At 69.4% G+C, this 23,512-nt stretch carries 23 protein-coding genes and 3 tRNA genes; 19 read left to right on the top strand and 7 right to left on the bottom strand.

Annotated features, from left to right (window positions below; all coding sequences use genetic code 11):
• The first annotated feature begins 15 nt into the window (after positions 1-15).
• The 3 genes from ABZ930_RS03070 to ABZ930_RS03060 all read left to right on the top strand — a co-directional run bounded on the left by ABZ930_RS03070 (position 16) and on the right by ABZ930_RS03060 (position 1,200).
• A tRNA-Ser gene (locus tag ABZ930_RS03070) sits at positions 16-100 on the top strand.
• A gap of 139 nt (positions 101-239) precedes the next feature.
• A complete protein-coding gene (locus tag ABZ930_RS03065; RefSeq protein WP_361540489.1) occupies positions 240-641 on the top strand; it encodes an SgcJ/EcaC family oxidoreductase in 402 nt (133 codons plus the stop codon).
• A gap of 154 nt (positions 642-795) precedes the next feature.
• Complete coding sequence (locus ABZ930_RS03060; protein WP_361540486.1) at positions 796-1,200, top strand: STAS domain-containing protein; 405 nt, start codon at positions 796-798, stop codon at positions 1,198-1,200.
• A 150-nt stretch (positions 1,201-1,350) separates the two neighbouring features.
• Here the strand turns inward: ABZ930_RS03060 and ABZ930_RS03055 are convergent, their stop codons facing one another.
• A complete protein-coding gene (locus ABZ930_RS03055) occupies positions 1,351-2,262 on the bottom strand; it encodes a bifunctional DNA primase/polymerase (RefSeq protein WP_361540483.1) in 912 nt (303 codons plus the stop codon).
• 371 nt (positions 2,263-2,633) lie between these two features.
• Here ABZ930_RS03055 and ABZ930_RS03050 point away from each other — a divergent pair, with 371 nt between their 5' ends.
• The 9 genes from ABZ930_RS03050 to ABZ930_RS03010 all read left to right on the top strand — a co-directional run bounded on the left by ABZ930_RS03050 (position 2,634) and on the right by ABZ930_RS03010 (position 11,421).
• On the top strand, positions 2,634-2,945 hold the full coding sequence (locus ABZ930_RS03050) for a hypothetical protein (RefSeq protein WP_111663148.1): 312 nt from the start codon (positions 2,634-2,636) through the stop codon (positions 2,943-2,945).
• Positions 2,946-3,131: 186 nt separating this feature from the next.
• The gene (locus ABZ930_RS03045) at positions 3,132-4,328 is read left to right on the top strand and encodes an acyl-CoA dehydrogenase family protein (RefSeq protein ID WP_361540479.1); all 1,197 of its coding nucleotides are present in this window, start codon (positions 3,132-3,134) and stop codon (positions 4,326-4,328) included.
• Positions 4,329-4,333: 5 nt separating this feature from the next.
• Positions 4,334-5,269, top strand: coding sequence for a bifunctional MaoC family dehydratase N-terminal/OB-fold nucleic acid binding domain-containing protein (locus ABZ930_RS03040; protein ID WP_361540476.1), 936 nt, complete (start codon positions 4,334-4,336; stop codon positions 5,267-5,269).
• 1 nt (position 5,270) lies between these two features.
• Entirely contained in the window at positions 5,271-6,368 is a 1,098-nt protein-coding gene (locus tag ABZ930_RS03035) for an acyl-CoA dehydrogenase family protein (RefSeq protein ID WP_361540473.1), read from the top strand.
• Positions 6,365-6,787: a MaoC family dehydratase gene (locus tag ABZ930_RS03030; RefSeq protein WP_361540471.1), complete on the top strand. Its 423-nt coding sequence runs from the start codon at positions 6,365-6,367 to the stop codon at positions 6,785-6,787. The genes ABZ930_RS03035 and ABZ930_RS03030 overlap by 4 nt, the downstream gene beginning before the upstream one ends.
• Positions 6,784-7,950, top strand: a complete 1,167-nt coding sequence (locus ABZ930_RS03025; protein WP_361540468.1) for a lipid-transfer protein — start codon at positions 6,784-6,786, stop codon at positions 7,948-7,950. The genes ABZ930_RS03030 and ABZ930_RS03025 overlap by 4 nt, the downstream gene beginning before the upstream one ends.
• Positions 7,951-8,002: 52 nt before the next feature.
• Positions 8,003-8,863 (top strand): DUF1906 domain-containing protein, encoded by an 861-nt coding sequence (locus ABZ930_RS03020; RefSeq protein WP_361540465.1) that lies wholly within the window; start codon positions 8,003-8,005, stop codon positions 8,861-8,863.
• A 220-nt stretch (positions 8,864-9,083) separates the two neighbouring features.
• The gene (locus ABZ930_RS03015) at positions 9,084-9,665 is read left to right on the top strand and encodes a SigE family RNA polymerase sigma factor (RefSeq protein WP_361540462.1); all 582 of its coding nucleotides are present in this window, start codon (positions 9,084-9,086) and stop codon (positions 9,663-9,665) included.
• Positions 9,666-9,762: 97 nt separating this feature from the next.
• A complete protein-coding gene (locus ABZ930_RS03010) occupies positions 9,763-11,421 on the top strand; it encodes a long-chain fatty acid--CoA ligase (protein WP_361540459.1) in 1,659 nt (552 codons plus the stop codon).
• A 65-nt stretch (positions 11,422-11,486) separates the two neighbouring features.
• On the opposite strand, the gene ABZ930_RS03005 is transcribed toward ABZ930_RS03010, so the two are convergent.
• Together ABZ930_RS03005 and ABZ930_RS03000 are read right to left on the bottom strand one after the other, a co-directional pair.
• Entirely contained in the window at positions 11,487-15,419 is a 3,933-nt protein-coding gene (locus tag ABZ930_RS03005) for a PAS domain-containing protein (protein ID WP_361540456.1), read from the bottom strand.
• Positions 15,420-15,622: 203 nt separating this feature from the next.
• On the bottom strand, positions 15,623-16,096 hold the full coding sequence (locus ABZ930_RS03000) for an SSI family serine proteinase inhibitor (RefSeq protein WP_361540453.1): 474 nt from the start codon (positions 16,094-16,096) through the stop codon (positions 15,623-15,625).
• A gap of 168 nt (positions 16,097-16,264) precedes the next feature.
• Between ABZ930_RS03000 and ABZ930_RS02995 the strand changes: the two genes are divergently transcribed.
• The 3 genes from ABZ930_RS02995 (at position 16,265) to ABZ930_RS02985 (ending at position 16,960) form a co-directional block, all read left to right on the top strand.
• A tRNA-Ser gene (locus tag ABZ930_RS02995) sits at positions 16,265-16,355 on the top strand.
• A 195-nt stretch (positions 16,356-16,550) separates the two neighbouring features.
• Positions 16,551-16,623: transfer RNA gene (locus tag ABZ930_RS02990), tRNA-Arg, on the top strand.
• Positions 16,624-16,729: 106 nt separating this feature from the next.
• Positions 16,730-16,960, top strand: a complete 231-nt coding sequence (locus ABZ930_RS02985) for a hypothetical protein (protein WP_361540450.1) — start codon at positions 16,730-16,732, stop codon at positions 16,958-16,960.
• A 451-nt stretch (positions 16,961-17,411) separates the two neighbouring features.
• Here ABZ930_RS02985 and ABZ930_RS02980 read toward each other — a convergent pair whose 3' ends face one another.
• Genes ABZ930_RS02980 through ABZ930_RS02970 form a run of 3 tightly spaced genes read right to left on the bottom strand, consistent with a single transcriptional unit; the run spans position 17,412 to position 18,003 of the window.
• A complete protein-coding gene (locus ABZ930_RS02980) occupies positions 17,412-17,555 on the bottom strand; it encodes a hypothetical protein (protein ID WP_361541025.1) in 144 nt (47 codons plus the stop codon).
• Positions 17,531-17,776, bottom strand: coding sequence for a hypothetical protein (locus ABZ930_RS02975; RefSeq protein WP_361540447.1), 246 nt, complete (start codon positions 17,774-17,776; stop codon positions 17,531-17,533). The genes ABZ930_RS02980 and ABZ930_RS02975 overlap by 25 nt, the downstream gene beginning before the upstream one ends.
• Entirely contained in the window at positions 17,764-18,003 is a 240-nt protein-coding gene (locus ABZ930_RS02970; RefSeq protein ID WP_361541022.1) for a hypothetical protein, read from the bottom strand. The genes ABZ930_RS02975 and ABZ930_RS02970 overlap by 13 nt, the downstream gene beginning before the upstream one ends.
• Before the next feature lie 203 nt (positions 18,004-18,206).
• Here ABZ930_RS02970 and ABZ930_RS02965 point away from each other — a divergent pair, with 203 nt between their 5' ends.
• The gene (locus ABZ930_RS02965) at positions 18,207-18,953 is read left to right on the top strand and encodes an XRE family transcriptional regulator (RefSeq protein ID WP_361540444.1); all 747 of its coding nucleotides are present in this window, start codon (positions 18,207-18,209) and stop codon (positions 18,951-18,953) included.
• A 2-nt stretch (positions 18,954-18,955) separates the two neighbouring features.
• The gene (locus ABZ930_RS02960) at positions 18,956-19,426 is read left to right on the top strand and encodes an NUDIX domain-containing protein (RefSeq protein WP_361540441.1); all 471 of its coding nucleotides are present in this window, start codon (positions 18,956-18,958) and stop codon (positions 19,424-19,426) included.
• Between the two features lie 68 nt (positions 19,427-19,494).
• Here ABZ930_RS02960 and ABZ930_RS02955 read toward each other — a convergent pair whose 3' ends face one another.
• Complete coding sequence (locus ABZ930_RS02955; protein ID WP_361540438.1) at positions 19,495-20,433, bottom strand: DUF3800 domain-containing protein; 939 nt, start codon at positions 20,431-20,433, stop codon at positions 19,495-19,497.
• A gap of 335 nt (positions 20,434-20,768) precedes the next feature.
• Between ABZ930_RS02955 and ABZ930_RS02950 the strand changes: the two genes are divergently transcribed.
• A complete protein-coding gene (locus ABZ930_RS02950; protein ID WP_361540435.1) occupies positions 20,769-22,289 on the top strand; it encodes a class I SAM-dependent DNA methyltransferase in 1,521 nt (506 codons plus the stop codon).
• The gene (locus tag ABZ930_RS02945) at positions 22,286-23,467 is read left to right on the top strand and encodes a restriction endonuclease subunit S (RefSeq protein ID WP_361540432.1); all 1,182 of its coding nucleotides are present in this window, start codon (positions 22,286-22,288) and stop codon (positions 23,465-23,467) included. The genes ABZ930_RS02950 and ABZ930_RS02945 overlap by 4 nt, the downstream gene beginning before the upstream one ends.
• The last annotated feature ends 45 nt before the right edge of the window (positions 23,468-23,512 follow it).

The following is a 23,512-nucleotide window of genomic DNA, read 5'->3' as shown; positions in this document are numbered from 1 at the left end:
CGTCCATGAGCGCGGGGTGGGTTGCCCGAGCGGCCTAAGGGAACGGTCTTGAAAACCGTCGTGGCGAGAGTCACCGTGGGTTCAAATCCCACACCCACCGCGTAGATCGAAGGCCCCTGACCAGGAACATCGGTCGGGGGCCTTCGCATGCGCGATGCATGCGCGGCGCATGGGCGCATCCACCGCGGTCCTGCTCGGGTCTCGAAGCCCTTGACCTCAAGCGCAGTTGAGATTCCAGCATGATGCGCATGGACACCAAGGACGCAGACACCAAGGCCATCGAACAGATCGTCGCCACCGTCGAGCGGACCCAGCGCGCCAAGGACGCCGCCGGCTTCCTCGCGCTCTTCCACTCCGATGCCGTATGGACGACCGCCCACGGCAAGGTCCTCATCGGCCTCGACGCCATCGCCGGGTTCACCCGCTCCGTGCTGCCCGACGCCACCTGGGCCGGTGATGTCACGTACGAGGCAGTGCACATCCAGTTCCTGCGGCCCGACGTGGCGGCCGTCAAGATTCGGCAGGTCTACCACTCGGCGGACGGCGACTCGGAGGGCTCCCCGCTCTACGTCATGACCAAGCGGAGTGACGGCGACTGGCTGCTGCACGTCGGCCAGAACACCGAGGTCCGGGCTGGTTGAGAACCGGCTGCCCGGAGCCGGACGCCCGCGCTGTGACGCACCCGGGCCCCGACTCCACCCGCCGGAATGAACGCTTTCCCTCGGTGGAGGGGTGGCCCCGCGCCGCGGGGTGATCGTCCGTATCCCGGGGCCGGGCGAGCGGGTTGAGCACGGCGTGAGTTCCGAAAGCATCCTTCCGATACTGTCCGCACCCACCGTCGTCGCCAGTGACACCGAGAGCGTCAAGGAGGCGGGCGCCAGTACGCCCGGCGACATAATCATCCGTTCCTGCACCACCGTGGGACCCGTGCTGTGGATCGAGCTCCAGGGGGAGGTCGATCACCACAGTGCGCGAACGCTCCGGACCGTTCTGACCGCGGGGGCCGTCCAGGGGTACCGGCACCTCAGCCTCGACGCGCGGCGGGTCACCTTCGCCGATTCCGCTCTGCTCAACGCCCTCGACCGCTGGAGCCGCCACGGGCGGAGCCTCTCCATCGGCACCTGGTCGCCCGCCGTCCGACGGCTCATGGACGCCGCGCGCAGCGTCGGACGGTCCGTCACCGAGGGGGTGTGCCGGTGACGTTCACGATGCTGACCGTGGTGCCCCTCGTGCTCTCCGTGGTCATCCTGCACTGGCCGCCCTGCGGCGCCCCCCGGTACCGCTCGGGCGGATCCGGCCGGAGGAGTCCTTCGGAGCCGGTTCGCTGAGCGCCGTCGCGAGGGGCCCGCTTCAGGACCCGGCCGTGAGCCGTGCCGCGGAGGTGACGGTCGAGCGGGCCTCCCGTTCCGGCAGGCCGGTGTGGACCGCGGCGGTGACGAGGGCCTCGGTGAGAGTGTCGCCGAGCCCGTTCTCGTAGGCGCGGCACGCCGCCCAGAAGAGGCGGGTGTTGCGCTGGCCCTCGTGGGCGCCCAGTACGAACTGGACCAGGCCCGTGCCGTGTTGCCCACCGGGGCCCGGCGCGGGGTGGTGCGGGCGCGACGGGGGCGTGAGCAGGCGCAGCAGGGCCGGCGGGCAGGGGGCCGGGGCGAGGTGGGCGGTGCCGGGGACCGTGCTGTAGACGCCGTGCTCGGTGCGGGAGCCGGGGCCCACCAGATAGCCGCCGGCGCCCCGGATGTCGATGCCGGGGGCCAGCCGGCCCGCCGAGTTGGGCACCACGACGTCCGGCGGTCCGGACAGCCACAGATGCCGGCCGCCGCTCGGCGTGCTCACGATCACCGTGTCCGGGATCGTGAAGAGATGCCGTAAGGCCAGCTCCCGCAGGGAGGCCGTGGAGTTCGTCCCGGCCTTGGTGTCCAGGTCGACGCCGATGAGGTGGTGCGGGGGCAGACCGCAGGCGATGCCGTACCCGGTCGCCCGGGGAGCGGCGGCGAAGAGCGCGCGGATCCGGCGCGGATCGGTCGAGGCGTCGTACACCCCGTGCCCCGGAAGCCCGCACTCACCGTGGCAGCGCGGCGCGGACGGGGGGTCGTCGCGGTGCGGGGAGGGCAGCGCGGGGAGTTTGGTGCGCGACAGCGGGATCACGGCGAGCCCGCGCTCGGCCGCGGACAGGGCGTGCGCGAGAGCGAGGGTCGCGAGGGGCGCGTTCGGTGCGCCCGGTGCGGTGGGTGAGCGGCGTGCGGGGTGCGGATCGATGGCGGCCATGGCTTCATGTTCGTACAGATGTTCGAGAAGAGGAAGAGGAGTGGTCCGTCCGGGGAGTCGATTTACCAAAAATGTGCTGAAACGCTTCACCGTATGGGGGGTCTGGGGTGTGATCACCCGGAGATAGCGTATTCGCGGCTGAGCTGGGGTTTTGTCGATGTGAAGAGGGTTTATCGACATGTCCTCACGCTTGCGTGTGAAGAGGGGCTTCTGGGGTGGTTCGCCGGGGATTCGGTGGGCAATTCTGGTCTCGCGACGTCGTGAACATCGCCAAGGCGGTCGGCCAACCGCCTTGGAGCAACCCGTACTTCCCGGGTGCCGGACCCCCGTCCGGGCCCCCGGTGCGTACTCCCTGTTCTGGAGGAATAGACATGGCTTCCATCCGTACCGCTCGTGCCATCGCCGCCGTCGCCGCCCTGCCGCTCGCCGCGGCCCTGTTCTCCGGGGTGGCGATCGCCGACAACGGCTCGTTCGCGGACAACGGATCGAACGCGGGGGTGGCGACGGTGAGTGGCAGTGGTGTCGGTCACGACAACAACGGCAACTCGTCCACCACGCAGCAGCAGGCGGTCGGCAGCGGCGCCTCGAACCAGAGCAACACCGCCCAGGTGAACGGCTCGGCCTGGACGGCGATCGACCAGTCCAACCACAACATCGCGGTGAACTTCACCGAGCTCTGGTGAACTCCCGGCCCCTGTCCGTCAGGGGTATCGCATGGGGTGTGTGACAGTCTGCGCGGCGGTGCTCCGGCACCGCCGCGCAGGCGTGTGCGGGGCCGGGTGCCCGCCGGTCGATCTCTTGACAGTGCACGGTATCTGACGGACAGTCAGAAACCCTTGGTTCTGCCTAGGTCCGGGAGGGCCGACGCCGTGCACCTCGCCCCCACCGACCGCCAGCGCGAGCTGCGCGGTGAACTGCGCGCACGATTCCGTACGTTGATGCCGGACGGCCCGCCCGCCGCCGACGACCCGGCCGGGCAGCGCGCGGTGCTGCGCCGTATCGGTGCCGAGGGGCTGCTCGGTCTGGGCTGGCCCGTGGAGTACGGCGGCCAGGGGCGCGGCCCCGACGAGCAGTTCGTGTTCTTCGACGAGGCGTACCGGGCCGGCGCGCCGGTCTCCATGGTCACGCTCAACACCGTCGGCCCGACCCTCATGAAGTACGGCACCGAGGAACAGAAGGCCTACTTCCTGCCCCGCATCCTCTCGGGCGACCTCGTCTTCGCGATCGGCTACAGCGAGCCGTCGGCCGGCACCGACCTCGCCGCGCTGCGCACGCGCGCGGTGCGGGACGAAGCGAGCGGCGACTGGCTGATCGACGGGCAGAAGGTCTTCACGTCGAACGCGCAGAACGCCGACTGGATCTGGCTCGCCTGCCGCACCGACCCCGAGGCCCCCAAGCACCAGGGCATCTCGATCATCCTCGTGCCGACCGACGCCCCCGGGTTCTCCTGGACCCCGATCGACACCGTCGGCGGGCTCACCACGACGGCCACGTACTACGACGGGATCCGCGTCCCCGGGACGAACGTGGTCGGGGAGGTGAACGGCGGCTGGGGCCTCATCACCAACCAGCTCAATCACGAGCGCGTCGCCCTCGCCGCGATCGGGATGCAGGCCGAGGACTTCTACGCCGATGTCCTCGCCGCCGCCCGCACCCCCGATCCGGTGACGGGCGAACGCCGTGTTGACGCGCCGTGGATTCGTTCCGCGCTGGCCGAGGCGCATGCCCGGCTGGCGGCGACGCGCCTGCTCAACTGGCGTTTGGTGGGGGATGTCGGGGCGGACCGACTGGCCCCGGGAGACGCCAGCGGGGTGAAGTTCGCGGGAACGGAATCCGCGGTCGAGACGTATCGACTGTGTCAGCAGATAGCGGGCGACGCCGGGTGGGTGAGGTCCGGATCGCCGGGGGTGTTCGGGGTGGCGGGCGCTGATCCCGCCGTGGGGGACGGGGAGCTGGAGCGGATGAACCGGGCGGCGCAGATCAACACGTTCGGCGGCGGGGTCAGCGAGGTGCAGCGGGAGATCGTGGCCACGATGCGGCTCGGGATGAAGCGGGGGAGGCGGTGAGGGGCATGGCCGAGGAGCGGGACGCCGGGGTCTACGAGGAGCTGCGGACGTTCGAGGGGCGGACGGCGGCGAGCGCCCTGGAGGGTAAGGACCCGGTGAACGTGCCGATGATCCGGCACTGGTGCGAGGCCATGGGCGACACCAACCCCGCGTACGAGGGCCCGGACGCGATCGCGCCGCCGACGATGCTCCAGGCCTGGACGATGGGCGGCCTGTCCGGGTACGAGGGGCGCTCGCCCGCCCACGACGAGTTGTTCGCGCTGCTCGACGGCGCCGGGTACACCTCGGTCGTCGCCACCGACTGCGAGCAGGAGTACCTGCGGCCGCTGCGGCCCGGCGACGTGATCACCTACGACTCGGTGATCGAGTCGGTGTCGCCGCTGAAGACGACGAAGCTGGGCACGGGCCACTTCGTCACGACCCGGATGGATGTGCGGGCGGGCGGCGAGCTGGCCGGGACGCACCGGTTCCGGATCCTCAAGTACGCGCCGGCCCGGCGCAGTTCCCCCGCGAAGAAGGACGCCGGGAAGCGTCCGCGCCCGGTCGTGAACCGGGACAACGCCGGGTTCTGGGACGGTGTCGCGCGACACCGGCTGCTGGTCCAGCGCTGCACGGGATGCGCCACGCTGCGCTTCCCGTGGCTGCCGGGGTGCAATGCGTGCGGCGGCCAGGAGTGGGACACGGTCGAGGCGAGCGGCGAGGGCACGGTCTTCTCGTACGTCGTCATGCACCACCCGCCCTTCCCGGCGTTCGACCCGCCCTACGCGGTGGGGCTGATCGAGCTCGCCGAAGGCGTGCGCATCGTCAGCAATGTCATCGGGGTGCCCTACGACAAGGTGCGGATCGGGCTGCCGGTGCGGCTGGAGTTCCTGCGGGTGGACGCGGACGACGCGGACGCGGTGCTGCCCGTCTTCCGCGTGGTCGAGGGCGGTGAGGCGTGACATGGACTTCACCCCCACCCCCGAGCAGGAGGCGGCGCGCGAGCTGGCGGCGCGGATCTTCGGCGACCTTTCCACGCCGGAGCGGCTCACGGGCCTCGACGGCGGCACGGACGCCGAGCTGTGGAAGGCGCTGGGGACCGCGGGCCTGGCCGCCGCCGTGGAGGAGACCGGGCTGCTCGGCCTGGTGCTGATGCTGGAGGAGCAGGGCAGGACCACGGCGCAGGTGCCGTTCGCGGCGAGCTGCGCGTACGGGCTGCTCGCGGTCGCGGCGCACGGCACGGCCGGACAGCGGGAGCGGCTCCTGCCGGGCCTGCGGGACGGCTCCGCCGTGGCGACGGGGGCGTTTCCGGGGCGTACGGGGATCATGGTGTCCGCGCCGGAGGGGACCGCGCCCGAGGCCGTGGCGGACGGCGACCGCGCGCAGGCGTCGCTGACCGGGGCCGTGCCCTGGGTGCCCTGGCTGCGGGACGCCACCCACGTCCTCGTGGCGGTCCGCGAAAAAGTTGCCCACAGCCTGTGGATGGTGCGGGCGGCCGACGCCCGGTGCGAGCCGGTCGAGCTGACCGCGCCCTGGTCGGCGGGCCGGCTCGTGCTCGACGGCACGCCGGCCGAGCGGATCGGCGGCCCCGGCGCGTACGAGGACGTGCTGGCGGCGGCGCGCACCGCGTTCGCCGGGCTCCAGGCCGGCGTCTGCGCGGGATCACTGGCCAGAGCCGTGGAGTACACCAACCAGCGGGAGCAGTTCGGCCGGCCCCTCGCGGCCAAGCAGGGCGTACAACTCCGCGCGGCGGAAGCCCACATGGACGTCGAGGCGATCCGGGTCACCGCGTACGAGGCAGCCTGGCGGCGGGACGCCGGGCTCGGGTACGGCAGCCATGCGCTGACCGCCGCCTGGTGGGCGTCGGAGGCGGGCAAGCGCGTGGTGCACACGGGCCAGCACCTGCACGGCGGCATGGGCGCCGACCTCGATCACCCGGTGCACCGGCACTTCCTGTGGGGGCGTCAGCTCGACGGCTATCTCGGATGCGGCAGCGAAGTACTGGAAGAGCTGGGCGAGCTGATCGCCGCCGGCGCTCATGAGGGAGGCGAGTCGGCATGAAGGCAGGCGAGGTGCTGCCCCCGTTGGAGATCCCCGTCACCAGGACCCTGATCGTCGCCGGGGCCATCGCGTCCCGTGACTACCAGGACGTCCACCACGACGCGGAGTTGGCCCGGCAGAAGGGCTCCCCCGACATCTTCATGAACATCCTGACGACGAACGGCCTGGTGGGGCGGTACATCACCGACCACTTCGGGGCGACGGCGGTGCTGCGCGGGGTCGCGATCCGGCTCGGCGCGCCCAACCACCCCGGCGACACCATGGTGCTGACCGGCGAGGTGACGGAGGTCGAGACCGGCCCGGACGGGGAGACCGCGCAGGTCAGGGTCGTCGGGAAGAACGGCATCGGCAGCCATGTCACCGGCACGGTCACCGTCACCGTGCCCGCGGCCGCCGCGGACGACGGGAGCCCGTCATGAGCGTGCGCACCAGGGACCGGCTCGGCGGCCGGGCGGCGATCGCCGGGATCGGCGCCACCGAGTTCTCCAAGGATTCGGGCCGCAGCGAGCTGAAACTGGCGGTCGAGGCGGTGCACGCGGCGCTCGACGACGCCGGGCTCACCCCCGCCGACGTCGACGGCCTGGTCACCTTCACCATGGACACCAGCCCGGAGATCACCGTGGCGCAGGCCGCGGGGATGGGCGAGCTGTCCTTCTTCTCGCGGGTGCACTACGGCGGCGGCGCGGCCTGCGGCACCGTGCAGCAGGCGGCTCTCGCGGTGGCGAGCGGCGTGGCCGAAGTCGTCGTCTGCTACCGGGCGTTCAACGAGCGGTCGGGCAGACGCTTCGGCTCCGGGGTGCAGCACCGGGAGGCGTCGGCGGAGGGCGCGGCCCTCGGCTGGAACCTGCCGTTCGGGCTGCTCACCCCGGCGTCCTGGGTGGCGATGGCGGCGCAGCGCTATCTGCACACGTACGGGCTCGGCACCGAGGCGTTCGGCCAGGTCGCCGTGGTGGACCGCAAGTACGCGGCGACGAATCCGGCCGCGTACTTCTACGGGAAGCCGATCACCCTGGCCGAGCACGCCGCCTCCCGCTGGATCGTCGAGCCGCTGCGGCTGCTCGACTGCTGCCAGGAGACCGACGGCGGCCAGGCGATCGTCGTCACCAGCGTCGAGCGGGCCCGCGATCTGCCGCGTCCGCCGGTGGTGATCCGCGCGGCGGCCCAGGGCGCGGGCCGGGCCCAGGAGCAGATGACCAGCTTCTACCGGGACGACCTGACCGGGCTGCCCGAAATGAGCGTCGTGGCACGGCAGTTGTGGCGCACGGCGGGGATGGGCCCCGACGACATCGACGTGGGGATCCTCTACGACCACTTCACGCCGTTCGTGCTGATGCAGCTGGAGGAGTTCGGGTTCTGCGGGCCCGGGGAGGCGGCCGGTTTCGTCGCGGAGGAGCTGCTGCCGCTCAACACCCACGGCGGGCAGCTCGGCGAGGCGTATCTGCACGGGATGAACGGGATAGCGGAGGCCGTGCGCCAGGTGCGGGGCACGGCGGTGAACCAGCGCTCCGGCGCGGCGACGGCACTGGTGACCGCGGGCACCGGGGTCCCCACTTCGGGTCTGATTCTGGGGGCGGACGGCTGAACGGGGCGCGTGTTTCCGGCGCGCACGCGGCAGCGGGCCCTTCACTCGCCCCATGTACCGACAAAAAATGATCATGGGATTCGGGGTGTTCCTGACGCTCCTGCTCGGCGGCACCGCCACCCTGCCGGAGGCCGCCGCCTCGGGCCGGGACGTGGCCGAGACCGACGCGGCGTCGTCCGCGCCGTGGTCGGCCCCGGTGCGCACCTTCCAGGGCCGGGCCTTCGACATCTGCCGGGCCCCGTCGCGCGACACGATGCGGCGCTGGCGCTCGTCCGACTACCGGGCGGTGGGCGTCTACTTCGGCGGCCGCGGCCGGTTCTGCAAGGACCAGCCCCATCTGAACCGCGACTGGACGCACGCGGTCGACGCGATGGGGTGGAGCGTGCTGCCCGTCTACGTGGGATCGCAGTCGCCCTGCGTCAGCGCGGGGCACAAGAAGGGGCTGGGCATCGGGCGGCGGCCGTGGACGCAGGGCGTGCGGGAGGCCAGGGACGCGGTGCGCCGGGCCGGTGAGGTGGGCATCGGGACGAGCAGCCCGCTCTATCTCGACATGGAGGCGTACGACTACCGGAAGAAGGACTGCGCGGACAGGACGCTGGCGTTCGTGCGGGCGTGGAGCAAGGAGGTGCGCGGGCACGGTTACGTTCCCGGCTTCTACAGCAGCGCCGATTCGGGCGTGCGGCATCTGCAGTCGGCCCGGCGGGCGGGCGTGCCGGACCTGCCGTCCGTGGTGTGGTTCGCGCGCTGGCACACCAAGCCCAGCCTGTACGGCGAGCCCTCGCTCAGCCGGAACGCATGGCGGCCCGAGCGCCGCATCCACCAGTACGCGGGCAATGTGAAGGAGCGGCACGGCGGGCGCACCCTGGTGATCGACCGGAACCTGGTGAACGCGCCGGTGGCGCGGATCGACTGAGCCGCGAGCCGCGCACCGCGCGTCTGTGGCAGGCTTCCCGGAGTGGGACGTCCGGCGTACCTCCGGGGGCGGCGCTCTCAGGGCCGACCCCTCAGGGGACCTCATCCCCTCCTCCACCTTCAGGAGGTGGGGCTACCACCCTTTGTACAACCTGAGGCGGACGCCGCTTCGGGACCTCCGGCCGATCCGCGGTGGTAGGGGTCGCTCATAGCGTGGAGCCATGACCCCAACCCTGGCGTCTGTCTGCCCCAGCGCATCGGAGCCGGCGACGCGTACCCACACCGGGAGCCACCCGGCGCACACGGCGTACCCGTCGTTCGCGTCGTACGTCCGCGCCCGCCAGACCGTCCTGCTGCGCACCGCCCGGTCGCTCACCGCGAACCCGTGCGACGCCGAGGACCTGCTGCAGACCGCGCTCACGAAGACGTACGTCGCGTGGGACCGCATCGAGGACCACCGGGCGCTCGACGGCTATGTCCGCCGCGCCCTGCTGAACACGCGGACGTCCCAGTGGCGCAAGCGCAAGGTCGACGAGTTCGTCTGCGACGAGCTGCCCGAGCCGCCGGTGGTGCCCGCGGGGGACCCGGCCGAGCAGCAGGCGCTGCACGACGCCATGTGGCGCGCCATCATGAAGCTGCCCGCGCGGCAGCGGGCGATGGTGGTGCTGCGGTACTACGAGGATCTCAGCGAGGCCCAGACGGCCGAGGTGCTCGGGGTCTCCATCGGCACGGTGAAGAGCGCGGTGTCACGGGCGCTCGGCAAGCTGCGCGAGGACCCGGAGCTGCGTCCCGCGCACGTCTGAGGTGATCGATCATTCCCGGGACTAGTGACATACCGAGTGGTATGCGGTGAGAATCGGCGGAACCCTACTGCTCCGTAGCGCCCACCGGGAGGACGCCGTGCTGAGCACGATGCAGGACGTACCGCTGACTGTGACCCGCATCCTGAATCACGGAGTGCGTGTTCACGGCACCTCGCGGATCACCACATGGACGGGCGAGGGCGAGCCGCACCGCCGCACGTTCGCCGAGGTGGGCGCCCGCGCGGCCCAGCTGGCCCACGCGCTCCACGACGACCTGGGCATCCGGGACGACGACAGAGTCGCCACCCTCATGTGGAACAACTCCGAGCATGTCGAGACCTACTTCGCGGCCCCCGCGATGGGCGCCGTGCTGCACACGCTCAACCTCCGCCTCCCCGCGGAGCAGCTCGTCTGGATCGTGAACCACGCCGCCGACCGGGTGATCATCGTCAACGGTTCGCTGCTGCCGCTGCTCGCCCCGCTGCTGCCGAAGCTGCCCAAGGTTGAGCACCTCGTCGTCTCCGGCCCCGGCGACCGCTCCGTGCTCGACGGCGCCCAGCCCCGGGTCCACGACTACGAGGACCTCATCGCCGGGAAGCCGACCACGTACGACTGGCCGGAGCTGGACGAACGCCGGGCCGCGGCCATGTGCTACACCTCCGGCACCACCGGCGACCCCAAGGGCGTCGTCTACTCGCACCGCTCCATCTACCTGCACTCCATGCAGGTCAACATGACGCAGTCGATGGGGCTCACCGACGCCGACACCTCGCTGGTCGTCGTGCCCCAGTTCCACGTCAACGCCTGGGGACTGCCGCACGCCACCTTCATGACCGGCGTGAACATGCTGATGCCGGACCGGTTCCTGCAGCCCGCGCCGCTCGCCGAGATGATCGAGTCCGAGCGGCCCACGCACGCCGCCGCCGTGCCCACCATCTGGCAGGGCCTGCTCGCCGAGCTGACCGCCAAGCCGCGCGACGTCTCCTCGCTCACCCAGGTCACCATCGGCGGCTCGGCCTGTCCGCCCTCCCTCATGAAGGCCTTCGACGAGCTCGGCATGCGGGTCTGCCACGCCTGGGGCATGACCGAGACCTCGCCGCTGGGCACCATCGCCCGGCCCCCGGCGGGCGTCGAGCCGGGCAGTGACGAGGAGTTCGCCTACCGGCTCACCCAGGGCCGCTTCCCGGCCGGCGTCGAGGCCCGGCTCTGCGGCCCCGGCGGCGAGATCCTGCCCTGGGACGGCGAGTCCGCGGGTGAGCTTGAGGTGCGCGGCAACTGGATCGCGGGCGCGTACTACGGCGGCGCGGAGCCCGGCGCCGAACCGCTGCGGCCCGAGGACAAGTTCAGCGAGGACGGCTGGCTCAAGACCGGCGACGTCGGCACGATCAGCCCCGACGGCTTCCTCACCCTGACCGACCGCGCCAAGGACGTCATCAAGTCCGGCGGCGAATGGATCTCCAGCGTCGACCTCGAGAACGCGCTGATGTCCCACCCGGACGTCGCCGAGGCCGCCGTCGTGGCCGTGCCCGACGACAAGTGGGGCGAGCGGCCGCTGGCGACCGTCGTGCTGAAGGAGGGCGCGAGCGCGGACTTCGACACACTGCGCGCGTTCCTCGCCGAGAAGGTCGCCAAGTGGCAGCTGCCCGAGCGCTGGACGATCATCCCCACGGTCCCCAAGACCAGCGTCGGCAAGTTCGACAAGAAGGTGCTGCGCAAGCAGTACGCGGAGGGGGAGCTGGACGTCACCACGCTGTGACGGTCCGTTTCACGTGAAACAGGAAGGGGCGGCCCGAACGGGCCGCCCCTTCCCGACAGTTGGCGCTAGTTGGTGCCGATCTTCGCCAGCAGGTCCACGATCCGGCCCTGCACCTCGCTGCTCGTCGACCGCTCGGCCAGGAACAGCACCGTCTCCCCCGCCGCGAGCCGCGGCAGGTCGTCGTGGTCGACGGCGGCCGTGTAGACGACGAGCGGGGTGCGGTTGAGCTGTCCGTTCGCCCGCAGCCAGTCGATGATGCCCGCGCGGCGACGGCGTACCTGGAGCAGATCCATGACCACCAGGTTCGGCCGCATCTGCGCCGCGAGCGTCACCGCGTCCGCGTCGCTCGCGGCCCGCGCCACCTGCATACCGCGCCGCTCCAGGGTCGCGGTGAGGGCGAGCGCGATCTCCTCGTGCTCCTCGATCAGCAGGACCCGCGGCGGGTGCTGCTCGCTGTCGCGCGGAGCGAGCGCCTTCAGCAGGATCGCGGGATCGGCCCCGTACGCGGCCTCCCGCGTCGCCTGCCCGAGCCCCGCGGTCACCAGGACCGGGACCTCGGCGGCGACGGCGGCCTGACGCAGCGACTGCAGCGCGGTGCGGGTGATCGGCCCGGTCAGCGGGTCGACGAAGAGCGCGGCCGGGAACGCCGCGATCTGCGCGTCGACCTCCTCGCGGGAGTGCACGGTCACCGGGCGGTAGCCGCGCTCGCTCAGCGCCTGCTGGGTCGTGACGTCCGGCGCCGGCCACACCAGGAGGCGGCGCGGGTTGTCCAGCGGCTCCGGCGGCAGTTCGTCGTCCATCGGCTGCGGCTGGGGCCGGTTGGCGACCTCGACCGCGCCGCCGGGACCGTCCAGCGGCTCGGGACCCTCGTCGGCGTTCTGATCGGGGGCTCCTATGGCGTAGGAGCGGCCGCCGCCCTCGGACGGGTTCATCGACGACAGCAGCGGCGGTTGCGGCTGCTGCGCGGACTGCGGCTGGGGGTGCGGGCGCGCCGTCGTCCCCTGGGCCGGAGTCTCGGTGGCCTCCGGCTGGTCCTGCCGGTTGGACAGCTTGCGCCGCCGTCCCGACGCCGAACCGCCGCCGAGCGTCTGGCCCTCCTGCTGCGGCACTCCCTGCGGGGGCGTCGCGCCGGGCCGCGTCGGGGCGGCCTGCTGACCGCGCTGCTGCTGAGCGATCTGCCGTCCGAACGGCACCCCCTGGCCCAGGGTGCGCACGCTGAAGGCGCGGCCCTGCGTCGAGTTGGTGTCGCCGGTCGGCGCGGCCGGGTCCTGCGGGGCCTCGGCCGGCAGCGGCTGGGCGGCGGGCAGCGGCTGAGCCGCCGACTCCGCCTGCTTCGGCGTGCCCTGGGCGGGCGTGCCGTGCGTCGGGTGCGGCTGCGGCGGCGTGTGGTCGTCCTGCGCCGGATGCTGCGCGGCCGCGTGCTGCTGCTCGTCGGGCAGCGGGAGCGGCTGCGGCAGGGGCTGGGCGCCCGTGTTCTGCGGTACGTCGCTCTCGCCCTGCGGGCCGGCCGGCTGCGGGACGTCCTGCTGCCGCGGGTGCTGCGCCGCAGGCCCGGCCGCCTCGGGGGCCCGGTCGGCCTGCGCGGGCGGCAGCGCGAACATCTCGCGCGGGCCCGCCTCCTCCGGTGCCGGGGCGGCCTGGGGCTGCGCGGAACCGAGGGCACGCCGCGCGCGCCGCCCCGAGGGCTGCGCCGGGGAACCCGCGAGCTCCAGCTCACTGCCCTGGCCCTGACTCTGGGCCTGGGCCTGGTCGGTGGGGCCGGACGGCAGGGCGGGCAGCGCGGGCTGCTCCTGGCCCTCGGCGCGCCGCGCCCTGCGGCCGGTCGGCGCGGGCACGCCCTGCGGCGGCACCGTGTCACCCAGCGCCGGGGAGCCCGCCGCGTGCTCGGCCGCGGTCATCACGGAACCCTCGGACGCCGCACCGTCCGGCGCGGACCGCGCCCGGCGCCGCCCGGTGCCACCGGATGCCTGCGCCTGAGCCTCCGCGGGAGTTCCCTCACTCTCACCGGACGCGGCGGGAGCCGAGGGAGCCGAGGGAGCGGACGGTTCCGCCGCGGCGGGCGACCCCTCCTCGGCGGCACGCCGTCCGCGCCGCCGTCCGGTGCCCCCGGACGGGGCGGAGGCCGCGGCCTCGCCCGGCAGCCCGCTCTCCAGGAACGAGTCGACCGAGGGCCCGGCGGCCCGGCGCGCACGCCGCCGCCCGCCGCCCGCGGCCGAACCGGCCTGCTCCGGCACGTTCGGCCTGGGCTCCTCGGCCACCGGCTCGGGTACGGCCACAGCGGCGGGCGGCACCACACCGGCGCCGCTTCCGATCGGCACCTCGAGCACGTACGCGCTGCCGCTCATGCCCGGCATCTCGTGCGTCTGCAGCACACCGCCGTGCGCCCGCACGATGCCCCGGACGATCGGCTCGTGCACCGGATCGCCGCCCGCGTAGGGGCCGCGCACCTCGATGCGCACGCTCTCGCCGCGCTGCGCGGCGGCCACGACCACGGTGTTGTCGACGTATCCGGCACCGGCGGGCACCCGCGCGTTCCCGGTCGCGTCGATCCCGGCGACGTCGGCGACCAGATGCGCGAGGGCGGTGGCGAGCCGTCCGGCGTCCACCTCGGCCTCTATCGGCGGCGCGTGCACGGCGAACTGCACCCGGCCGGGCCCGATCAGCTCGACGGCCCCGTCGACACCCGCCGCCACGACGGCGTCCAGCATCACCTTCGTACGGGAGAGTTCGCCGCCGCCCTCGTCCAGCGACTGATAGGCGAGGACGTTGTCGACGAGCGTCGTCATCCGGGAGTAGCCGGCGGCCAGGTGGTGCAGGACCTGGTTCGCCTCCGGCCACAGCTGGCCCGCGTCGTCGGCGGCGAGCTGCGACAGCTCGTGCCGCAGGTCGTCCAGCGGGCCGCGCAGCGACTGCCCGAGCACGGCGAGCAGCTGGGTGTGCCGGGCGGCCAGGGCCTCGTAACGGTCCTTCTCGCGCTCGGCGAAGGCGGCGCCGCGCTCCCGCTCGGCGGACAGCTCCTCGACGTGCTGCTCGCGCAGGTCGGCCAGTTCGGCGGCGAGTTCGTCGCGCACCCGCGCGAGGTCGGCGTCGCGCTCCGCGCGCTCGTGCTCGGCGGTCTCGTCGCGCCGGGCGATCTCCTCCGCGTGCTCCTCGACCAGCTTGTCGTAGGGGCGGCGGTCGGTGAAGGTCATGACCGCGCCGACCAGTTGGTCGCCGTCGCGCACCGGCGCCGTCGTCATGTCGACGGGCACCCGGTCGCCGTTCTTGGCCCACAGCACCTGCCCGCGCACCCGGTGCTTGCGCCCGGAGCGCAGGGTGTCGGCGAGCGGCGACTCGTCGTAGGGGAACGCCTCGCCGTCGGGCCGCGAGTGCAGCACGAGGTGGTGGAGTTCCTGCCCGCCCAGGTCGCTCGCCCGGAATCCCAGGATCTGCGCGGCGGCGGGATTGACGAGCACGATCCGCCCGTCGGTGTCGGTGCCGACGACGCCCTCGGCGGCGGCCCGCAGGATCATCTCGGTCTGCCGCTGCGAACGGGCCAGCTCGGCCTCGGTGTCGACCGTGCCCGACAGATCGCGCACGACGAGCATCAGCAGCTCGGTGCCGCTGAAGGAGCCGCCGCCCGCGCCGCCGTACGACGAGCCGTACGGGTCCACGGCGTCCCGGGCGCTGTCGGCGAGGTTGGCCGAGGTGACCTCGACCGGGAACTCGCTGCCGTCGGTGCGTCGGGCGATCATCCGCGTCGGCTTGGTCCGCCCGCGCTCGTCGGTGACCGTGTCGGGCCGCCGCATCGAGCCGGGGATCAGCCGGGAGTCGAACTCCGGCAGCAGATCGAGCAGTCCGCGCCCGACCAGCGCCGTGCCCGGGGCCTCGAAGACCTCCAGGGCGATCGAATTGGCATTGACGACGGTCCCGTTGGTGTTGACGAGCACCAATGCGTCCGGAAGCGCATCAAGTATGGCTGCGAGGCGAGCAGCGCCTCGGGATGGCCTGCTGCTCACGACGACGCTTCCTCCCTGATGTACCGCTTTACCGCGACGTGCCGACCGCGCCAGCCATCTTGCCGCGCGAAGCACAACGTGTCACGGGAGGGAGTCTACGGGCACGGGTTCTCCGCGCGACCCCGGATGAGAGGGAGCCCACGTAGAGGCGACGAAGAGGATGTGGGGATCGCACGAAGGCGATGTGTCCGATGGACCCAGGGTCACGGCGCGGTAGCAGGCAGCACGGGGGCCATTCGCTTCCAGCGCGCGATCTCGCAGCCGTTGCTCAGCTTGTACGAGGCGTCGACGGGCCGGCCGTGCCAGGTGCCGGTGATGTGCGCGGTGGCGGGGCCGCCGTAGAGCATCGTGCAGTTCGTCCCGTCGGGCACCGGCGCGAACGGGTCGGTGCCGTCCGCCGTGATCCGGTCGAGCGTCGCGCAGGCCGCGCCCGGGTCTTCGTGGGTGCCGCCGGCCGGACCGCACCGCAGGTCGGACGTGCCGTCGTGGCCGTTGCCCGAGTCGGCGACGGTGATGGTCAGCTCGTCGCGGCCGACGCCGTCCAGGGCGCTGAAGGGGGGCGGCGCGATGTGCCCCGGCCCGGTGTCGGCCGACGCGGCCGCGGGCAGGGCCGTGAGGGCGGCGACGGTGGCGGCGGACGTGACGAGGACGCAACGGGAGAGACGGCGCAGCAGCATGCTCTGCCTAACGCCGCCCCGACCGCGACGTTGCGCCCCCGCGCCGACCTTTAGACCTTTGCTCTGCGGCCCGACCTCCTAGTACCGTGGGAGCCGATTGGTGACACGGCGCTCAGCTGTGTCATCATCTGCACGCAGCCGCTCGCGTTCGCGCAGGCGGGATGTGCTGGAGGCGTCGCCTAGTCCGGTCTATGGCGCCGCACTGCTAATGCGGTTTGGGACTTACATCCCATCGAGGGTTCAAATCCCTCCGCCTCCGCAGCAAGATCCGAAGCCCCGGTCCACCAGGACCGGGGCTTCGCTGCTTGCGGGGTGCGCCTGAGACGCGTTTTCGCAGGTCACAACGGGTGTGGCCAATGGATTTCACATGACGGCGGCAGTCATGTAATGTTCTTCTTGTCGCCGGGACGGGCCGAAAGGCCGGGAACGAAGACAACAACAGAAGAAAAAACAAGCACTCGTAGCTTAACGGATAGAGCATCTGACTACGGATCAGAAGGTTGCAGGTTCGAATCCTGCCGAGTGCACACAGTTCAAAGGCCCCGCCGGTTCGCCCGGCGGGGCCTTTGACATCAGCGGGTGACATCAACGTCCCCGTCAGGCTCCGGTTGTGGCCTTCAGGGGAGGGGACCTGTGGATCACCGGCTTCGGCTCGTGTGGTGGCTCGTCGTGGGGGTGGGCGCGATCGTGATCGCGCTGGACTACCGGAACATCGCGCTGAAGTTCTACGACCTGATGGCCGCACGCTCCCCGGGCGGTGGCATCGACCCGCGGTTCACTCCCGATGTCCTGAGGGTGCTCGCTGGAGTGCTCGGGGTTGCCTGCCTCGTGGTCGTCGCTGTTCAGGCAGTCTCCGCGTTCTGATCCCCCAGCGGATCAGTCCCGGCACAGGACGGTGAGCATCCGGTTCGGGCTCCGGGGGTCGGTGACGCGGCTCGCGACCTTCGTCTGGGCGGTAGACGTAGGCGGCGGCCTGGTAGCGACCGTCCCTCCCCTTCGCGATGGTTCCTTCGCCGCTGACGCGTCGCTTGGCCATCAGGCAGCGCCCTCCAGTCGGTCGCGCATGTACGCGCGGAGGCTGTCGACCGGGATGCGGCGGGCACCGGGGTCCTGATCAGGGCGTCCGCGACCGGACCACCCGGAATGCTGTCCAGGCTCAGGGTGGTCCGGTCTCTTGCTCAAGGTGCCTTCGCTCGCGGCGAGAGCGGAGACTGCGCGCTCCGGACGGGCCGGATGCAGGTGTGGACCCGTCCCCACCGAGCCCGTAGAACGTGGGGAACCACGTTGATCGGCTTCAGTCGATGGGGACGGGGGTTCAGAACGACGAAGCTCTGGATGCCAGAGCGACGCCGATGACTACACCGCTTGATCCGGAGATCATGATGATCAGTAGCGGGCCCGTGAACTGCCCCAGCCGGTTGATCGTTCGGCGCATCATGCGCTCATCCAGGATCGCCACGGCCGAGTGATGATCTCGCGATAGGTGTGGTGAGAGGGGTTCTTGCCGCAATGCTTGAGGACCCAGTCTTGGGGCTCGATGAAGTCCTCGCAGGTCGGTGACTTCTCGCCGTCCACTGCACACTGCATGGCGTACGTCGTGGGTTCGGCGTCTGGCTCTCGATCGGGTTCGAGAGTCCACGTCTCAAGCCGCTGTATGGCCCGAGGGCTCACATTTCCCACCGGTTGTTCCCCCATGACACTTCGTTGGCCAGGAACACCTTCGCGCTCAGCCCTTCGGCTTGGGTGGGCTCACGGAGTGCCTCGGGCGGGGCATCCCATTCCATGCCGCCCCGCGGCGGGCGCAGTTGCACGTACGGGCCCTCGTGGCCCATGACGATGCCGGCCTTGTCGGTGCGTTCATCCACCACGAGGGTGCCGACCGTCGGTTGGGCCGCCTTGTCGACCACTTGTGCCTCCTACTCGCAGATGGGACGAACCGTCCGATCCGGAGAGCCGCATCACCCGTAAGCGGTCCGTATCCGTCCGTGTCCATGCGGAGAAGCATCAGGTCGACTGACAGGACCTAGGAACAACCCCCAAACCCCACTTCGGGACGTCCTGCGTCGGGTAGAACGTCCCTAGTGCCGTCCCAACCGCCAGGGGGAGACTCATGCAGAACGAGAGACTACGTGCCGTCATGGCGGCCGGAGGCTGGACGTACGCCGCCCTAGCAAAGGCAGTTGAGGTCGATCCCAAGTCGGTGGAGCGATGGGTGAATCTGGGCCGTACGCCGCGCCGTGCCACAGCCTTGGAGGCGGCTGAAGCCCTAGGAGAAGACGTGCACGCACTATGGCCGGCACTGCGGCAGGCTCGCGCCGCCCGATCTATCAGCCCGGAGCTCGTCGCCCTCTACGAGCAACGTGCCGACCTCCCTGTATCCACGTTCGTGGACATGATGACGCAGGCCCGTGAGCACATCGACGTGTTGGTGTACGCGGCCGTCTTCCTCCACGAGGCGTACCCCCGGCTCAACGATCTGCTTCGCGAGCGTGCTGCCGAAGGCTGCTCCGTTCGCATCGCGATAGGAGATGCCGACAGTTCGAACGTCCAGGCACGCGGCCAGGAGGAACGGTTCGGCCACGGCATCGAGTCCCGGTGCCGACTGGCGCTGATGCACTACCGCCCTCTGGTCGGCGTACCCGGCATCGAGATAAGGACCCACGGAACGACGCTCTACAACTCCTTGTACCGCGCCGATGATCAGATGCTGATCAACGCTCACGTCTGGGGAGTGAACGCCTACGGTGCCCCGGTGTGGCATCTCCGTCGCAACGGGGAAGGCGGCATGTTCGACACCTACGGGCAGAGCTTCGACGCGGTGTGGGCGACGGCGGAGCCGGTACAGCAAGAGGAGTGACCATGGCGCGGACCGAGTACTACGACGACCCGAACGCACCCAAGCCGAACAGCATGGTCGTCGCTGCCTCAGCGGTCGTCACTGACGAACAGGGGCGCATCCTGCTGCAGCGCCGGCGGGACAACGATCTGTGGGCGCTGCCGGGAGGCGGTATGGATCTGACTGATTCCTTGCCAGGCACGGCGGTCCGCGAGGTCAAGGAAGAGACTGGCCTGGACGTTGAGATCACAGGGTTGGTCGGTACGTACACCGACCCTAAGCACATCATCGAGTACACGGACGGCGAGGTCCGGCGACAGTTCAACGTCTGCTTCACCGCCCGCGTAATCGGCGGTGAACTCGCGATTTCGGACGAGTCCACAGAGCTGCGGTTCATCGATTCGGAGGAGATCGATCAGCTGCCGATGCACCACACGCAGCGGCTTCGGATCCGTCACTTCCTGCAGCAGCGTGAGCAGCCTTATCTCGGCTGACTGCGCTCGCGGCACCCGCTTGAGGAGAGAAGCGGGGGCCGTCGTGGGCTGGGAAACCTAGCGTCCCATTATGAGAGAGGCGGCAAACCGCCATCCGGCTCGGTCTCGCGTCGTTCGGGGGCCGGAGCTTCCGGCTGTCCGGGGATCGCAGTATCAGGCACGGTGACCGTCTTCTTAGGTCCGAACATCAGGCTGGACGGCTGCTGCGTCCGCCGGTCGGACACGACGATCCCGCCTCGCCATTTCCCCATGGGGTCCTGGTACCGGAACTGCAGCTTCTTCAACCGTCGCCCGAACTGCTCCCGCAATGGCCGATAAGCGTCGTCACAGTGCACGTTCCACGTCACGTCGCTCAGGTAGGCGTGGCACGCGATGGGGAACAGCAACGAGGACACCACGAGATCCGCGAGCTGAAGAAGCGTGTGGGTGTCGCTGTGGCCGAAGACCGGCGACTCGATAACCCCGCGGAGACTGTCACCGCCCGTGCGGTACTTGCGGGTGGTCACGCAGTGCACATTGGGCGCGTTCTTCACCTTCGTGCGGCTGTCAAGGATCATCATCCCGCGTGAGTGCTCGTGGGCGAGCTGAGCCTGGAAGGTCTCGTTCAGCGCGGCGACGGAGGCCGGATACACTCCGGATTCGTCGAATGCCAGCCCTTCCTCTTTGACCCATACACGGGCGAGGATGCGGGCTTCGTGGGATTCCAATGTGTCGAGCAACGAAGCGACCAGCTCCATGGCCGCACGTCGCCAGCTGTGGTTGCCGACACGGAGGTTTTTGCGTACGTCCGAGCCCTTGATCTCGTGCTGGATCACCTCGGAGAGCTGGTCCGCGTTGCGTATCTGCGGCCGATAGTGCTTCTTGACGTCGAGAAAGGCCCAGGTGAGGGACTTGACCTGAGCCCGGGGCACGGTGAATCCACCGACGACAAGGACCGGAGGAGCATCAGGTCTCGCAGGATCGAGCGTCTGCCCGTTGCCCGCCTCGTCGATGTAGCACAGATGCACCGAATCTCCCGAAACACGTCTGTGGCCGCCCTCGAAGGGACGGCCACAGGGTCTGCGCAGCTATATGCGCGATGTTTTGCTTGCTGGGACCGATCCTGTCGAGACTGACTACGGTCGGTCAAGCCGAGGGTACGTTAGGTGGTATGAGTTTCAGCCAACCTTGGCGGGTGAGGCCGGGGAACGCTGCCTAGGCGGACGGCAGGATGGCGAAGCTACGGGATGGTGGGTCAGGGAGTCGGTGTGCGTGGAGGCCAACGTCTGAGACGTAAGGTGGTGGAGTCTTGGGCTTGTCGAAGCTGGGTAGCGCGGGGCTCGGGGGCCGTAGGATCCCTCATGTGATTACGGGCGAACTGAAGAGCAAAGTGGGGCGCGTCTGGGACGCGTTCTGGTCGGGTGGTATCTCCAATCCGCTGGAGGTGATGGAGCAGATCACGTACCTGCTCTTCATCAAGCGGCTGGACGAGATTCAGAGCCGCAAGGACCGCAAGGCGACGGTAACGGGCAAGCCCGACCCGGCCCCCTTCTTCTCGGACGATCAGCAGGATCTCCGCTGGCAGAACTTCAAGGTCAAGGATCCCGAGATCATGTATGGGCTAGTCGCCGACGGCGTCTTCCCGTATCTGCGTCGCATGGGCGGGGGCGAATCGACCTACTCCCACCACATGAAGGACGCCCGCTTCACGATTCCAGGGCCCAACCTTCTGGCGAAGGTCGTCGACCTGCTCGACGACATTTCCATGGACAGCAGCGACACCAAGGGCGACATCTACGAGTACCTGCTCGCGAAGATTGCCGCATCCGGTCAGAACGGCCAGTTCCGCACGCCCCGTCACATCATCGACCTGATGGTCGAGATGACTCGGCCCGGCCCGCGCGATGAGATCTGCGACCCAGCGTGCGGCACGGCGGGATTCCTTGTACAGGCGGCGTCATACGTGCAGCGGGTGCACCGCGACGCTCTGCTCGGGGTGGAGCAGCGCAAGCACTTCAACGAGTCGATGTTCCACGGATTCGACTTCGACTCCACGATGCTCCGCATCGGCTCGATGAACATGCTGCTGCACGGCATCGAGAACCCGGACATCCGTTACCGCGACTCGCTCGCGGAAAACGCTGCCGGCGAGGCCGAGCGCTATTCCCTGATCCTTGCGAACCCTCCCTTCGCGGGAAGCCTGGACTATGAATCCACGGCGGTGGACCTACAGCGCATCGTTAAGACGAAGAAGACGGAACTGCTGTTTTTGGCCCTGTTCTTGCGACTCCTGAAGCCGGGTGGCCGGGCTGCCGTCATCGTCCCGGACGGCGTGCTGTTCGGCCCAACAAAAGCGCACAAAGAGCTGCGCCGAATCCTGGTGGAGGACCAGCAGCTCCAAGCGGTGGTTAAGCTCCCGAGCGGCGTGTTCAAGCCGTACGCGGGTGTTTCTACGGCGATCCTGTTCTTCACGAAGACTGACTCTGGCGGCACGGACCACGTTTGGTTCTATGACCTGCAGGCAGATGGTCTCAGCCTTGATGACAAGCGTGCTCCGCTGGTCGGTGGCGATCGGCTCACGGTGCGGCCGACGGCTGGGCCGCTGACAGAGACTGAGCACACGAAGAACAACTTGCCGGATGTATTGGCGCGCTGGTTCGAGCGGGATGGCTCCGAACGTGATCGGGAACGTACAGATCAGAGCTTCTGCGTGCCCAAGGCAGAGATCGTTACTCAGGGATATGACTTGAGTATCAATCGATACAAGGCGGTAGTGCACGAGGAGATCAAAACAAGGACTCCAGGAGAAATCCTTGCTGACCTGGAAGTGATTAATGAGGAGATTGCCAAGGGTGTGTCTGAACTGAAGGGACTGCTGGCGTGAGCAGTACGGATACGCTTTTGGGTGACATCATCAAGCCCGCAGCCTTGCGGCGGGCAGGAGTGAAAGAACTCCCCATCCTGTCCATGACTATGCGAGGCGGGCTTGTCGATCAGGCGGACAAGTTCAAAAAGCGTGTAGCCTCTTCTGATACTTCCGCGTATCGAGTCGTTGACCGTGGCCAGCTCGTTGTCGGATTTCCGATCGATGAAGGAGTGCTCTCCTTTCAGCGGCTCTACGATTCGGCGATCGTAAGCCCTGCTTACGAAATTTGGGATCTGGTGTACCCGGATTCGGTATCGCATAATTTCCTGGAGCGATTCCTGCGTTCACCACGAGCTTTGAGTTATTACGCAGCAAAGTTGCAGGGGAGTACCGCACGTCGACGCTCGCTGCCGAGAGATGTCTTCCTCGCACTACCAGTCCCACTACCATCCCTCGAAGCGCAGGAACGCATCGCCGCTGCACTCGACCAAGTGGACACCCTGCGCGCCAAGCGCCGCGAGGCCATCGCTCTCATTAGCTACCTCGCTCAGTCCATCTTCCTCGACATGTTCGGTGATCCAATGGTCAACTCGAAAGGCTGGCCCACGCGGAAGCTCGGGGAAATGGGAAGTCTTGATCGAGGCGTCTCCAAACATCGCCCCCGAAATGATCCAGCCCTATTGGGTGGAGAAATCCCTCTGATTCAGACGGGAGACGTTGCTGGCTCGGGCGGATACATTACCGAATTCACTTCCACCTATTCCGAAATGGGTCTCAGGCAGAGCAAGCTCTGGCCTGCGGGAACCTTGTGTATCACTATTGCAGCAAACATTGCCAAGACGGGCATTTTGGCTTTCGACGCGTGTTTTCCTGACAGTGTCGTGGGATTTGCTGCAAGTCCGGCGCGAGTCGCGTTTATTCAAGCATGGCTGTCGTTCCTCCAGAGGACGTTGGAGGCCTCCGCCTCTGAATTCGCGCAGAAGAACATCAATCTTGCTGTCCTTCGTAATCTGGACGTTCCCTACCCGGGTGAGCGAATGATCCAAGTTTTTTCGGAGCGTGTACAGGCTATTGAAGCTTTCAAGGGCGCCAACCGTGCTCACCTGGCAACCCTCGACGAACTCTTCAGCTCCCTCCAGCACCGTGCCTTCTCCGACACCCTCTGGGATCATGAAGCCCTCGGCGAGGCCGTGTAACCGCCCCGCCGTACCCGGTGCACAGCACTGACCGCACCACCAGCA

The sequence above is a fragment of the Streptomyces sp. NPDC046716 genome, from assembly GCF_040645755.1.
Lineage (GTDB): Bacteria > Actinomycetota > Actinomycetes > Streptomycetales > Streptomycetaceae > Streptomyces.
Note: the sequence above shows the minus strand (reverse complement) of the source record. Positions and strands in the feature narration are given on the sequence as shown.

What these genes read in the sequence shown, in the direction of transcription:
- ABZ930_RS03065 (WP_361540489.1), top strand. Translation starts at nt 240, where the DNA reads ATGATGCGCATGGACACCAAGGACGCAGACACCAAGGCCATCGAACAG.
- ABZ930_RS03055 (WP_361540483.1), bottom strand. Translation starts at nt 2,262, where the DNA reads ATGGCCGCCATCGATCCGCACCCCGCACGCCGCTCACCCACCGCACCG.
- ABZ930_RS03050 (WP_111663148.1), top strand. Translation starts at nt 2,634, where the DNA reads ATGGCTTCCATCCGTACCGCTCGTGCCATCGCCGCCGTCGCCGCCCTG.
- ABZ930_RS03040 (WP_361540476.1), top strand. Translation starts at nt 4,334, where the DNA reads ATGGCCGAGGAGCGGGACGCCGGGGTCTACGAGGAGCTGCGGACGTTC.
- ABZ930_RS03035 (WP_361540473.1), top strand. Translation starts at nt 5,271, where the DNA reads ATGGACTTCACCCCCACCCCCGAGCAGGAGGCGGCGCGCGAGCTGGCG.
- ABZ930_RS03030 (WP_361540471.1), top strand. Translation starts at nt 6,365, where the DNA reads ATGAAGGCAGGCGAGGTGCTGCCCCCGTTGGAGATCCCCGTCACCAGG.
- ABZ930_RS03025 (WP_361540468.1), top strand. Translation starts at nt 6,784, where the DNA reads ATGAGCGTGCGCACCAGGGACCGGCTCGGCGGCCGGGCGGCGATCGCC.
- ABZ930_RS03020 (WP_361540465.1), top strand. Translation starts at nt 8,003, where the DNA reads ATGTACCGACAAAAAATGATCATGGGATTCGGGGTGTTCCTGACGCTC.
- ABZ930_RS03015 (WP_361540462.1), top strand. Translation starts at nt 9,084, where the DNA reads ATGACCCCAACCCTGGCGTCTGTCTGCCCCAGCGCATCGGAGCCGGCG.
- ABZ930_RS03000 (WP_361540453.1), bottom strand. Translation starts at nt 16,096, where the DNA reads ATGCTGCTGCGCCGTCTCTCCCGTTGCGTCCTCGTCACGTCCGCCGCC.
- ABZ930_RS02965 (WP_361540444.1), top strand. Translation starts at nt 18,207, where the DNA reads ATGCAGAACGAGAGACTACGTGCCGTCATGGCGGCCGGAGGCTGGACG.
- ABZ930_RS02960 (WP_361540441.1), top strand. Translation starts at nt 18,956, where the DNA reads ATGGCGCGGACCGAGTACTACGACGACCCGAACGCACCCAAGCCGAAC.